A 12,212-nucleotide genomic window follows, 5' to 3' on the forward strand; every position below is an offset into this window, starting at 1 on the left:
CCAGGAGTCACGTGGGCCCGTGTGTGTGTCTAAGCGACAGGTCCGAACGAGCACCGGGCTTTGAGGCGACATTTTCTTCTTGCGCATCTCCGCCATTGTCTTGGTCGAGATCCGAGGAGCAGCGTCGCCGAGATCGTCCAGCGCCGTCTGCACGCAGCCGCTGATCGATCGCGATCAGGATCATCACGGCAGCCAGCACGACGCCTCGCAGGCGTGGCAGGCGGTCAAGAGGACTGGGACAGGTTTGGTATCATACATGTCTTGTCTTCCGGGGCGGCATCGCGCGGTGCATCGAGGTGGCTCTTTGCCGGGAAGTCAGAGACAGCGGCAGTCACTTCTTATCCCAGTCTTTTCCGGAATTCGACGAGGAAGGTGGAAGAAGGATATGGATATCGGCCTTCCTGCAGTTTCAGAGGGCGGGCCGATCTCCGAAGCAAGGGGCCGACGGGGAAGACCTTCGGAGGATCAAAGCCGCCGCGATGACGAATGGGCTTAGCCCTCGGGGGGTGAGGCAAACCGGTCGGCGTCGAACCGGCCGGTGGCGGCGACCGGAATGATGTTCGTACCGGATGCGGCATCCGGATCATGATGAACCGTGCGGCGGGAAACGCGAGGCGCTCTCATTCCAATCACCGCGCCCGGGGGATGCAACGCCCAATTCATCAGCGCCGCGTCTGAAATCGATCCGAATAGATCTGCCTCCTCCCAGGAGGCGGTCAATGGCAGGGAGGCGATCATGTTCGCGTCCTCTTGTGAGGCGCGATGAGCGGCGGCGAACGGTTTGAAGCCGCTATAGGTCGGCAATGCAGGTGTCCGTTTATCCGGAAGCACGCCGATTGGGCCAATCGAAGCAATCTCCCGCTTGGCGTCGGCCCCCAAGTCGGCTGGCCGCACTGCCGGTATCGGGATCGGGAACGATGAAAGATCCAGGGAGGACCGTTCGTCGTCACGATCGACCGCGTCGGTCTGCAAGGCCAGCGCATTCAATGCGCGGCTTCGCGGCGTGGGCAGGAGCGCCGTCACGAGGCTATTGTCTATCGTATCGCGGCCCGAGGTTCCTGCGTCATCGTCTTCTCCAGGGGTGCTGGCGATCTGGGCCGAGGCGGCGCCGGCGCGCTTCCTATAGTTCGCAACCGCCTGGATATATCCCGGCAGCGGCCGGCCATCGGCTGGCAGATGCATCGTCTGCCCGTTCGGAAATATTCGAGCAAGTTCTTGCCGAGACATGCGGGGCCAAGCCCGGACGTTGCCGACGTCGAGATGCACGAACGGCGATCCCGATGTCGGATAATATCCGACACCACCGGCCTGCATCTGCATTGCAAGTGCACGCAGCGTCGAGAGCTTCACACCTGGAACGTAGAAGTCCATCGCCTTGCCAAGCATGTGCTGGCTCTTCTTGGCGACGCCCGTACTGCGCGAACGGTTGCGGAGCATGTTATTGGTGGCCGGAGAACGGTAGGCGGAGACGATGTGGATGTAGTCCTTCGCGCCGCTGCGCTTGTACACTTCCCAGACCAGGTCAAGGAGCCGGGGATCCATCCGGGTCGGCTCGTTCCTTCGCCAGTCGCGCAGAAACCGGTTTATCTGGGACAGGCCCTTTGGATCGAACCTTCCGTCGCGCTTGTAGGTAATCGTCGCCCTCTCGCCCGTATGAGTAAAGAACAGCTTCAGCGTACGATCTTCCGCGGTGGCAAAAGATGCAGAACCGATAAGCGCGGAGAGCGCGAGCAGAGCTCGCAGGATGGCATGCGTGACGAGCCGTCCTGCACGCGAAAGGAGTGCGGCGACCGCGCCGTCCGATGCTCCACCCCAGAGCCCTTTCACTGGATATTTCGACACGAACAATCCCGTCTCACACAAAAACACTCGTCGACGTGCGGAAGGTCCGCATCCGTCGCGCTCAGTAGAACCACTTTATGGTCAACAAATTCCTAACAGACGGATGCTTAGGCTCGTTGAACCGGAGCTGCGGGGCCATCCGAGGACGGCCAGTTTTTCCAACGCGAATAACGGCTCCATTTTCTGGCTTGGGCTTGCCAGATCGTGCAGCCCCTCGAATTGAACTCATTGGGGGGCTGTGTTCACGAAGAACGTCGACTGTTGCCACGAGCGCCTCACGACTTCGAGATCCTGGACTGCGGCGCCTCGGCTTCAGTGCCGCTCAGGAAGCGGTTGCGTGTCGGCAGGCGCCGAAGGATGGCAGGGACTCGGATCTGAAGGCGAGCCAGACCGCATCCCGCCTCCATTCGTTTCCGAGCATGCTGCATCTTGTGACTTTTTGCCGGAAAACTCGATTCCATCATGGACTTTGTTCAGGGCACCTGCCCCTCCAAGGACAGGTCATTCGTAGCCAAGCATCGCCCAGTCGCGCTTTGGTGCTGAAATATCGGAACTTTTCGGGCTGTAATCAGTTGAAAAGCTTTGATCAGGAGAAATCTTGAAGGGCCACCTGCATGCCGAACATCCGGAACATGGCGCCGAAGAGCGAGTTCGATCCCCGCGACCGGCTGATCGTGGCACTCTATGCTCAGCTGAGGGCAGAGCGGGAAACGCGGGAAACATTGGAATGGGCAATTCGCAACGGCGCGCTTTCAGACGAAGTGCTCGAAGCGATCGCCGCGGACCCCGTGCGGCCCGTTACCAGCGACGATATCGCATCCGTCGAAAAAATTATCGCCTTGGATGAGCGCCGCAAAGCAGCGCCACGCGATGACGACTGAAGAGAGGACAGGATCATGGTCGACATTACCTATCAGATTGTGCCGCATGACGAAGGCTGGGCATACAAGCTCGGTGGCACGCTTTCCGAAACCTATGCGACCGTCGAAGAAGCGATCAATCACGCCAAACGCGCAGCGTCCCGCCAGAAGATCGGCGACGGCGACGCTACGCTGGCTTTTCCGGCTCCGGGCGGCGGCTGGCGATTCGTGCCGCTTGAAACGGACAAGAGCGGAAGCAGGCTCTGATCGATACGCAGGAGACGGGGATGGCAGCGCGGGCAAGCTGGAAAGGTCATCTGAAGATCAGCGACCTTGTCTGCGCCGTCGGGCTTTATACGGCAATTTCCGCATCGGACCGGCTCTCCTTCAATATCATCAACCGGAAGACCGGCCATCGCGTCGAGCGTCAGTTCGTGGACAGCGAGACCGGCAGGCCTGTGGAGCGCGAGGATCAGGTCAAGGGTTACCGGATGGACAATGGCGAATACATTGTCATCGAAGGCGACGAGATTGCCAATGTCATGCCCGAGAGCGACAAGGTCATGGACGTCCAGAGCTTCATTTCTCTCGATGAAATCGACAAGCTCTATTTCGACCGTCCTTACTATCTTGCACCTGTCGATGAGAATGACGAAGAGGCGCTGCGCCTGATTGCGAGGAGCATGCGTGAAAACAAGGTGGCAGCGCTTGCCGAGGCCGTACTCTTCCGGCGCAACCGGACCCTGCTGATCCGCCCGCGTGAGGATTTCGTCATCGCGACGATGTTGAACTTCGACTACGAGGTTCGTTCTGCCGATCCGATCTTCAAGGACATTCCGGACATCAAATTCGACAAGGAGATGCTTGAGCTTGCCGGTCATATCATCGCTACGAAGAAGGGCGTGTTCGAGCCGAGCGAATACGAGGATCGCTACGAGGCGGCGCTGACGGAATTGGTGAAGGCCAAGGTCGAGGGAAGGGCACTGCCGAAGAGGAAGCCGAAGCCGGAGGGCAAGGTTGTCGATCTGATGGAGGCGCTGCGCCAGAGTGCCAAGTTGAGTGAAAAGAAAGCGCCTGCGAAAGGCACGGCGCAGCGCCCTGCCTCCGATAGCCGCGGCAAGAAAGCTGGCTGACCATGGCGCACGAGACCTGTCAGGCAAAACGCAACTTCAGGATCACCCCTGAACCGCGCGGCGCCAAAGGCCGCAGTCGGAGAAACAGTTTCGTCATTCAAAAGCACGATGCCACGCGGCCGCATTATGACTGGCGCTTGGCGCGGAGGTGGAGTTTCGCGCGTGGTCTGCCGATGGTAACCTGCCGCGCGCCGCTTTCCGCGGTTGCGCGAGGAACTGGCGAAGGACGTGGTGCGCGAGATGGAAAAGACGACCGCAAAAAGCCTGCCGAAATCGCAAGTGACGCTGACCCATCCGGATCGCGTTTACTGGCCGGACGAAGGCGTTACCAAGGAAGGACTTGCCAATTATTACGCGCAGGTCTGGCGCTTCATGGAGCCGTACGTGGTCAATCGTCCTTTGGCTCTGCTGCGTCTGCCAGACGGCATTGAAGGACATCAGCGTTTCTTTCAGAAACACGCCTGGAAGGGCATGAACGAGAATATCGAACAGATCACGGATCCGAAGGACAGGGGCGGAGAAAAGTTGCTGCGCATTGCCGATTTCGATGGTTTGGTGGCCCTCGTTCAATCGGCTGTGCTCGAAATTCATCCCTGGGGCGCGACGACGGACAGTTGGGAGAAACCGGACATGATAACCATGGACCTCGATCCGGGCGGCGAGGTTGCGTGGGATAATGTCATCGCTGCTGCCCGCGAGATCAAAGAGCGCCTGGAGGACGAAGGACTTGCCGGCTTCGTCAAGACCTCCGGCGGCAAGGGTCTGCATGTGGTCACGCCACTGAAGCCAAAAGCAGGTTGGGCGGAGGTGAAGGCCTTTGCGAAACGGCTGGCGGACTCCATGGCCGCAGAAAGCCCGGACCGCTACATCGCAAAGGCGACGAAAGCCGAACGCACCGGCAAGATCTTCATCGACTACCTGCGCAATGGCCGCGGCAATACCGCAGTCGCCGCCTATTCGACGCGTGCTCGGCCGGGAGCGGCCGTGTCGATGCCGCTGGAATGGACCGAACTCACCGCCGACATCGGCCCGGCCCATTTCACCATCGACAACACGCCGCCGCGGCTCGACGCGCTGCCGAACGACCCATGGGGCGGGTTCTTTGCGGCAGCAAAGCCGCTTGAGAAAAAGATGAAGCGTTAGCGCCTGGCCGTCAGCCTCTCCTGTTGAGGAGAGACTGACAACGCGTTGGTTCCATCAACTAGGCTGCCTTCGCAACCTCACCGTGCGGGTCGAGAACGAACTTGGTGGCGGCTCCCTGGTCGAAGCTCTCATAGCCTTGCGCAGCATCTTCCAGTGAGATCACCTTGGCATTGACGATGTCGGCAATCGGAAGGCGGTCGTGGAGGATCGCCTGCATCAGCTGGCGGTTGTATTTTAGGACAGGCGTCTGGCCGGTGTGGAAGGATTGGGCCTTTGCCCAGCCGAGGCCGAAACGGAGCGAGAGGTTGCCGTGCTTTGCGGCATTGTCGACGGCGCCTGGATCTTCGGTGACGTAGAGGCCCGGAATGCCGATCGAACCGGCCGCACGGGTAATCTCCATCATCTGGTTGAGCACGATTGCCGGCTGCTCGCCGCCCGAATGACCGCGGGCTTCGAAGCCGACGGCGTCGATGGCGCTGTCCACCTCATTGGTGCCGACGACCTGAGCGATCATGTCGCCGAGGCGGTCGCTCTTGGAAAGGTCGATCGGTTCAAAGCCAACCTTGGCGGCGTGGGCCAACCGATCCTTGTTGAAATCGCCGATCATGACAACGGCCGCGCCAAGGATGCGGGCAGAAGCGGCAGCGGCCATGCCGACGGGACCCGCGCCTGCGACATAGACCGTCGACCCGACGCCGACGCCGGCGCGCACTGCGCCATGGAAGCCCGTCGGAAGGATATCGGAAAGCATGGTGAGATCGCGGATCTTCGCCATTGCCTTGTCGCGATCGGGAAGTTTCAGCAGATTGAAATCGGCGTAGGGGATCATGACGTAGCGGGCTTGGCCGCCAATCCACCCGCCCATGTCGACATAGCCATAAGCCCCGCCAGCGCGCGAAGGGTTGACCGTCAGGCAGACGCCGGTGTCCTGGGCTTTGCAGCAGCGGCAGCGGCCGCAGGCAACGTTGAAGGGCACGGAAACGATATCGCCGACGCTTAGCATTTCGACATCGACGCCCTTTTCGATGATCTCACCGGTAATTTCGTGGCCGAGAACGAGACCGGGCATGGCTGTGGTGCGGCCGCGGACCATATGCTGGTCGGAGCCGCAGATATTGGTGGAGATTACCTTCAGGATGACGCCGTGTTCGATGCGGCGGCCATCGGGCGCTTCCAGTTTCGGATCGTCGATGTCGCGGACCTCGACCTTGCCGGGCCGCAAATAGACGACGCCTCGGTTCTTGCTCATTTTCATCTCCTCCGTTGAAAATGTGACCAACCGAACATGGCTCCTCTCCATGCCGGCTGCTTCGAACAGATTAGTGAAGAATGGCGGGCGCGCCGTTCCGTTTACGACGATTTTGGGCCGGAAATGGCCGCTGCCCTCAGGGAGATCTCGGCGATCTCGGTTTTTCGCCTTCGGCGGCCAAGCTCTTCTTCAGGGCGTCCATGATATTGATGACATTGCCGGTCGATTTGACAGCGGGCCGTTTCTTTGCGGGCGCAGCCTGCTTGAGGCTCTTCGTCTTGTTGCGGATCATTGTCTTCAGCCGCTTCTGAATCGGATCCTGCACCATAGAGACATTCCACTCTTTCGTCTCTTCCTTGATAAGGCGCTTCATCATGGTGAGCACCTGATTGTCGACTTTGGTATCGAAATCGAGGTGCGCGACCGGCTCTCGGACCTCGTTGCCGTAATGCAACGTCCAAAGAATGATGCCCTTGCCTTGAGGCTCGAGAAGCACCGCCCTTTCACGGCGATAGAGCACCAGCCTTGCGATGCCAACCACGTTGTTTGCCCTCATTGCTTCGCGAATGACGCAGAAGGCCTCTGTACCGACCTTGTCCTCCGGCGCCAGAAAATGCGGCTTGTCGTACCAGATCCAATCGATCGACCCGCGCGGCACGAAAGTATCGACGTCGATGGTACGGGTGCTTTCGAGCCCGACCTCCTCGATCTCGTCGTCTTCGAGAATGACGTAATCGTCCTCGCCCTTCGGATAACCCTTGACCTGTTCCTTTCCGGACACGGCCTTATGGGTGACGCTGTCGACATAGCGGCTTTCGACCCGGTTGCTGGTCTTGCGATTGAGAACATGGAAGCGGACCTTATTGCTCTCGGTCGTGGCCGGCGTCAGCGAGACTGACGCCGTGACGAGCGACAGCTTGAGATAACCTTTCCAGAAAGTCTGCCGCGCCATGGCCGTCTCCTTAAGCCGCCTTGTCGAGTTCCGGATAGTGCCGGAAAATGCCATCCTCGTTGAAAGCGATGCGCCGCTTCGATTTCAGGTAGGCGGCGATGTTCGGGCGCCTGGCCACTGCATCATGAAGGGCCGATAGCGCCGGGTATTTCGTCTGATGACCTGCCATGCCCTTGGGGAAGGCATAGTTCAGGCCCTCAATGATCTGAAAGAGCGAGAGGTCGACATAGGTCAGCGCATCGCCGAGGATATGTTGCGGGCCTTGAGGGTTCTGCTGCAGCACCCGTTCGAAATAACCGAGGAATTTCGGGATGCGCTCCTTGATAAATTCGGCCGAGCGCGCCTTTGCCTCGTCCTTCTGATCTTCATAGTAGAGCGAGGTGGCGATCGGATGGTGCGTGTCATGCACCTCGGCGACGAAATCGGTAATCGTCAGTTGCAAGCCGTTCAACACGTAGCGCAAGCCGTCCTCCTTAGGCGCCAGACCAAGCTTCGGCCCGAGATAAAGCAGGATATTGGCAACGTGCGGGATGATGAGGTCGCCATCTTTCAAAAAGGGAGGCGCAAACGGGATATGCGGTTCTGAGCCGCTCCGCATGATGCTCATCATTGCGCTGGTTCCCCGGCTGCTGCCGGATGCGCGTGCGACGTCCACATACTCGGTGCGCGCCTCCTCCAGCGACAGGCGGACGAATTCCCCCCGTCCCTGGATGCCGTCCCAGTAATATAGCTCGTATGCCATCCATTCCCTCAGCGCTTGGTTTCGCGGCCGAAATCGTTCCGCAGTTCTTCCTTTGCCTGTTCAAGTGTGTTCTTTTTCTTCTTCGTCAACTGGTCGCCGGCGCGGTAGATATAGAAGCTCAGCATCGACATGGCCGAGCGAAAGGGGCCAGATTTTCGGCGGCGGCTCGCCTCCGTGGAGTGTTTGATCGAAGCGGCGATCTTCCTAGGATCGTCGGATTTGAAAACGCCTTCCTTGAGGTCCATGGCGTCGCTGTGCTCGCTCACCGCTTGCGACCATCTCCTTTTCGCCTTGGTCATCGGAACCTGCTCGATCAGAACGGCGCACTTTGGAGGCGCGCCATTCCAATATCAGTGATGGGCTTGATTTTCGTGGCGCTTGCGCGTCGCGGCTGCCTTCTTGGCGGATGCCGAACGCTCGGTTGCGGAGCGGGATGCCGATGCCGCGCCGCCTTTGCGACCGCCTTTTTCAGAGGCTGCGTGCGTGTCTTTCTTTCCGCGACCCGAACCGGACTTGTTGCCGCCGCCGCTTTCCTTGTTGACGGTAGCCCAGGCCCGGCGTTCCGCCTCTTTCTCGGAAACGCCACGTCCCTCGTATCCTTCCTCGATGTGCTCTGCCTTGCGTTTCTGCTTGTCCGTATACGTGGACTTGTCACCTCTTGGCATATTTGCCTCCTCTTGTTTGGAAAGAGATTGAACCGCGAGGCCCTGCAAAAAGTTCCGGAGTCATGCCTGGATTTAGACGCAGGAGGAGCATGCTTGGTGCAGCTAAGCGATTGGCCTTTGCTGGGTCGCGGTCTTCACAGCCAGGTCGAGGGCTCTGCTGCTGAAGGGTTTCGACAGCAGGACCGAGCCGGAGAAACGGCTGGCGTCCGGAAGCTCGCTGTTTCCTGTGGCAAATACCAACCCAACGGATGGCAGTACTTCTCTTGCCTTGGCAGCGAAGGCGGGTCCTGACATGCCCGGCAAGCCGACATCGGCGACGATGATATCGATCTTTGTATGCACAAGGATCTCGACACCCTGTTCCCCGCTTTCGACATCGATCACCTCATAACCCAGGTCGTGAAGTATTTCTGCCGTGTCCATGCGGATGAATGCATCGTCCTCCACCAGCAACAGCTTGAGTTTGGCATGCGTGATCTCCGGGGGTGTGGTACCTGGGATGTCGGCCGGTCCGGCCGTAGCATGGAGGCGGTGGGCATTGTGAGCAAGCACCAGGCGGATCTTTCGCGCAAGCGCCTCCCGCGTATAGGGCTTGGAGAGAAGTTCAAGGCCGGGGTCGAGGCGGCCGCCATGGACGATCGAGTTTTCCGTGTAGCCGGAGGTATAGAGAACTGCGATGTTCGGCAGGCGTTGGCGCGCCATGCGCGCGAGCTCGGGGCTCTTCAACGCACCGGGCATGACGACGTCCGTAAAGAGCACATCGATATGCGCACCGCTTTCGATAACGGTGAGTGCGCTCTGCGCATCGCGGGCCTTCAAGACGTAATAGCCGAGATCGGTCAGCATCTCGACGACGGTGGCCCGCACGCCGTCGTCGTCCTCCGCGACGAGGATGGTTTCCGTGCCGCCGACCGATGGTGGTGCCTCGTTGCTGGCCACGCGGTCCTCGGTCTGGAACGAACGAGGCAGATAGAGCTTGATCGTCGTTCCTTCTCCAACCTCGCTGTAGATCTTCACATGTCCGCCGGATTGCTTGACGAAGCCGTAGACCATCGAAAGCCCGAGGCCAGTGCCCCTGCCTTCGGGTTTGGTGGTGAAGAAGGGCTCGAAGGCCTGCACCATGACCTCCGGCGGCATCCCGCACCCGCTATCGGTAACGGCGAGCACGACATACTGACCAGCAGTCACTTCCGGATGGATCCGGCAATAGGAATCGTCGAGAAATGCATTACCCACCTCGATTGTCAGCTTACCGGATCCTTCCATCGCGTCGCGCGAATTGATGGTGAGGTTAAGAACCGCATTCTCAATCTGGACCGGATCGGCAAAGGTGTTCCAGAGGCCCCCGGAAACCATGGTTTCGATTTCGACCTCCTCGCCCAGCGCGCGGCGAAGCATATCATCCATGCCGGTCACGAGACGACCCATATTGATGACCTTCGGCTCCAGCGCCTGACGACGGCCGAAGGCGAGCAAATGGTTTGCCAGCCGTGAGCCGCGCTCTACGGCGGCAAGTGCGTTTGAAATCCGCTCCTTGGCGCGACCATCGTTCGGGACGTCCTTTCCCAGGAGTTGGAGATTGCCGGAGATGACCTGCAGCAGATTGTTGAAATCATGGGCGACACCGCCCGTGAGCTTGCCAATCGACTCCATTTTCTGTGATTGCTGCAGGGCAGCCTCGGCCTGTTGGCGCTCGGCGATCTCATTGGCAACGCGCAGTTCCAGCGTTTCGTTGAGTCTACGCAGTTGGCTTTCAATGCTGCTGCGCCGGGCGATCTCCACGTCGGCAGCGTGCAGCAGCCGGGCATTGTCGATTGCGACGGCCGCCTGACCGGCAAGGCTGACAAGGCTCGCCTCCGCCGCACCGGTGAAGCGGCCGGGCTGCGCGTGGCCGAAAAAGAGGCCGCCGATGACTGCCCCGCTGCGGGATTTTACCGGCACTGCGAGATAACTTCGTACCGGCAGGTGGCCGTTTGGCATGCCGGCATAAGGAGCGTTCTGCCCGTAACGGGGGTCAAGTAGGATATCGTCGGAACGCACGACACCTTCGCCGGTGAAGGTCGGCGCGAAGACCTTCGTATTGCGCGGCATCGGAAATTTTTCGAAGTTCTTCCGCTCGACGCCCGAAAGCGCGTAGAGCATGTAGCTTCCGCCTTCTCCGTCATCGACGTTATAAAAGAAGGCGCCAAATTCCGCTCCCGTCAATGCCACGCCGGCATCAACGGCAATCTGTGTCAGACGATCGATATTGAGTTCGGCCGTGATTGCAGCACCGGCTGCATTGACGATCGAAAGTGCGTCGGACTTCGACCGCAGCTCTTCAAGCGCGTGACGCTCGCGCCGCTTGGCGATGACTTGCGCCGAAACTTCCATGGTCGCACAAAGCAGACCGCCAATTGCGCCTTTTTCGTCGCGAAGCGGCGTGTAGGAAAAGGTGAACCAGGTGTCCTCCGTGCGTCCGTCCCGCCGCATCGGAATGAGTAATTCCTCGAAAGTATGAGATTCGCCTTGGAGCGTGGCATGGACGATCGGTTCGAATTGCGGCCAGATATCGCTCCAGACTTCAGTGAAGGGTTTGCCCAGCGCGCCTGGATGACGATCCGGGAATATGGGCACGTAGGCGTCGTTGTAGATGAAGGCAAGGTCGGGCCCCCAGGCGACGAATTTCGGCTGGCGCGAATTCAATACAACTTCGACAATATACCTGAGACAAACAGGCCAGCCCTTCACAGGCCCAAGGCCTGAAACGCTGAAGTCGGCATTGCGTAGTATTTCGCCGATATTTCCGCCACCCTTCGGCCAAACGCCGTCTTCGCGTCGGGTCATTCAAACCGCCTTCATAATCGGGCCGCAACGAGGCGAATTCGCTCGGGAATTCAGGCCATCTGCCAAAGGCAAAATAGAGGCCTTTGGGCGTTCGGAAAGAGGATTTTCGAAATAACCTTAACGTTGAAGAAGCAAGGCTACCGATCTGGACTTTCGGCTGTGCTATTTGCGAGAAAGCCGTTGGAAACCGGACAATGCCTTGCCGAAATTAAACAGGCGGAAGGACTGCGAGCGGGTTTCGCGGAAGACAAGGCCAACCATGTTGTCGATTGCGACGACGAGACCGAGCGCAAGGACGAGGTAGAGAAACGCGGCGAGTGATAAAATCAGCATCTCCGCCCTCACAACGGCGCGATCAAAATGTAGCAACCCGCCACGATAAGCGAAACGAGAATAGTGTCGAAGTAACCCCTATTCATGGCAGGCCTCCCATTTTCGCCATTAACAGCCGACGAGAAAATTGGTTCCGCCATTGCTGGCCGTTTTGCAGCCTTTTTTGAAGCGGACACCGCTTTTAGGGTCTTCGGCCGATCCGTCCCTCACGTCAGAACGTTCCACGCTTTACAGACACCCTAAAGCGCAATTAATTCAGTCATATGACAACAGCTGCGGGCGCAGCTGGCGCAGCGTCCGCATCTTGAAACTCAAATATCGAATGCGGTCAGGCAGACTTGCGGCTGACGGCACGCTTCGGAGCCGGCTTTGCAGCGCCGTTGCTTTTCGTCCCGGGGGGTGCGGTGCGTTTGACCCTGGGCTTGACTTCCTTGCAGTCCGTCGCCGAAGCAGGGCCTGCGGGACAT

General features: G+C 59.3%; 11 protein-coding genes and 1 pseudogene. 4 read left to right on the top strand and 8 right to left on the bottom strand.

Translation table 11 applies throughout. The features are described 5' to 3' along the window. Positions 1 to 492: 492 nt before the first annotated feature. Complete coding sequence (locus C9413_RS17970) at positions 493 to 1,848, bottom strand: DUF882 domain-containing protein (RefSeq protein WP_040115231.1); 1,356 nt, start codon at positions 1,846 to 1,848, stop codon at positions 493 to 495. 608 nt (positions 1,849 to 2,456) lie between these two features. On the opposite strand from C9413_RS17970, the gene C9413_RS17975 reads away from it, so the two are divergent. The 4 genes and pseudogenes from C9413_RS17975 to ligD form a co-directional block, all read left to right on the top strand. Then, entirely contained in the window at positions 2,457 to 2,723 is a 267-nt protein-coding gene (locus C9413_RS17975) for a hypothetical protein (RefSeq protein ID WP_040115234.1), read from the top strand. Positions 2,724 to 2,738: 15 nt separating this feature from the next. Continuing rightward, on the top strand, positions 2,739 to 2,969 hold the full coding sequence (locus C9413_RS17980) for a DUF2188 domain-containing protein (protein ID WP_040115236.1): 231 nt from the start codon (positions 2,739 to 2,741) through the stop codon (positions 2,967 to 2,969). A gap of 20 nt (positions 2,970 to 2,989) precedes the next feature. Beyond that, a complete protein-coding gene (locus C9413_RS17985) occupies positions 2,990 to 3,835 on the top strand; it encodes a Ku protein (protein ID WP_040115238.1) in 846 nt (281 codons plus the stop codon). A 136-nt stretch (positions 3,836 to 3,971) separates the two neighbouring features. Further along, a pseudogene (gene ligD, locus C9413_RS17990) lies at positions 3,972 to 4,978 on the top strand (non-homologous end-joining DNA ligase); the annotation flags it as partial. Between the two features lie 58 nt (positions 4,979 to 5,036). On the opposite strand, the gene fdhA reads toward ligD, so the two are convergent. The 7 genes from fdhA to C9413_RS18025 all read right to left on the bottom strand — a co-directional run bounded on the left by fdhA (position 5,037) and on the right by C9413_RS18025 (position 11,745). After that, positions 5,037 to 6,227, bottom strand: coding sequence for a formaldehyde dehydrogenase, glutathione-independent (fdhA, locus tag C9413_RS17995; protein ID WP_022716611.1), 1,191 nt, complete (start codon positions 6,225 to 6,227; stop codon positions 5,037 to 5,039). A gap of 136 nt (positions 6,228 to 6,363) precedes the next feature. Next, on the bottom strand, positions 6,364 to 7,179 hold the full coding sequence (locus C9413_RS18000) for a Ku protein (RefSeq protein ID WP_170250710.1): 816 nt from the start codon (positions 7,177 to 7,179) through the stop codon (positions 6,364 to 6,366). Between the two features lie 10 nt (positions 7,180 to 7,189). Continuing rightward, complete coding sequence (locus C9413_RS18005; RefSeq protein ID WP_040115242.1) at positions 7,190 to 7,921, bottom strand: glutathione S-transferase; 732 nt, start codon at positions 7,919 to 7,921, stop codon at positions 7,190 to 7,192. Positions 7,922 to 7,929: 8 nt separating this feature from the next. Continuing rightward, positions 7,930 to 8,220, bottom strand: a complete 291-nt coding sequence (locus C9413_RS18010; protein ID WP_040115244.1) for a DUF3175 domain-containing protein — start codon at positions 8,218 to 8,220, stop codon at positions 7,930 to 7,932. Positions 8,221 to 8,271: 51 nt separating this feature from the next. Beyond that, positions 8,272 to 8,586 carry a hypothetical protein gene (locus tag C9413_RS18015; RefSeq protein ID WP_040115245.1) on the bottom strand — a complete coding sequence of 105 codons (315 nt, stop codon included), beginning with the start codon at positions 8,584 to 8,586 and terminating at the stop codon, positions 8,272 to 8,274. A gap of 102 nt (positions 8,587 to 8,688) precedes the next feature. Then, a complete protein-coding gene (locus C9413_RS18020; RefSeq protein WP_040115246.1) occupies positions 8,689 to 11,412 on the bottom strand; it encodes a response regulator in 2,724 nt (907 codons plus the stop codon). 162 nt (positions 11,413 to 11,574) lie between these two features. After that, positions 11,575 to 11,745 (bottom strand): hypothetical protein, encoded by a 171-nt coding sequence (locus C9413_RS18025; protein WP_166677361.1) that lies wholly within the window; start codon positions 11,743 to 11,745, stop codon positions 11,575 to 11,577. Positions 11,746 to 12,212 lie beyond the last annotated feature (467 nt).

Source organism: Rhizobium sp. SEMIA 4085, assembly GCF_013004495.1.
Lineage (GTDB): Bacteria > Pseudomonadota > Alphaproteobacteria > Rhizobiales > Rhizobiaceae > Rhizobium > Rhizobium gallicum.

Coding starts and splice junctions, on each gene's coding strand:
- C9413_RS17975 (WP_040115234.1), top strand. CDS start 2,457: ATGCCGAACATCCGGAACATGGCGCCGAAGAGCGAGTTCGATCCCCGC.
- C9413_RS17980 (WP_040115236.1), top strand. CDS start 2,739: ATGGTCGACATTACCTATCAGATTGTGCCGCATGACGAAGGCTGGGCA.
- C9413_RS17985 (WP_040115238.1), top strand. CDS start 2,990: ATGGCAGCGCGGGCAAGCTGGAAAGGTCATCTGAAGATCAGCGACCTT.
- fdhA (WP_022716611.1), bottom strand. CDS start 6,227: ATGAGCAAGAACCGAGGCGTCGTCTATTTGCGGCCCGGCAAGGTCGAG.
- C9413_RS18000 (WP_170250710.1), bottom strand. CDS start 7,179: ATGGCGCGGCAGACTTTCTGGAAAGGTTATCTCAAGCTGTCGCTCGTC.
- C9413_RS18005 (WP_040115242.1), bottom strand. CDS start 7,921: ATGGCATACGAGCTATATTACTGGGACGGCATCCAGGGACGGGGGGAA.
- C9413_RS18010 (WP_040115244.1), bottom strand. CDS start 8,220: ATGACCAAGGCGAAAAGGAGATGGTCGCAAGCGGTGAGCGAGCACAGC.
- C9413_RS18015 (WP_040115245.1), bottom strand. CDS start 8,586: ATGCCAAGAGGTGACAAGTCCACGTATACGGACAAGCAGAAACGCAAG.
- C9413_RS18020 (WP_040115246.1), bottom strand. CDS start 11,412: ATGACCCGACGCGAAGACGGCGTTTGGCCGAAGGGTGGCGGAAATATC.
- C9413_RS18025 (WP_166677361.1), bottom strand. CDS start 11,745: ATGCTGATTTTATCACTCGCCGCGTTTCTCTACCTCGTCCTTGCGCTC.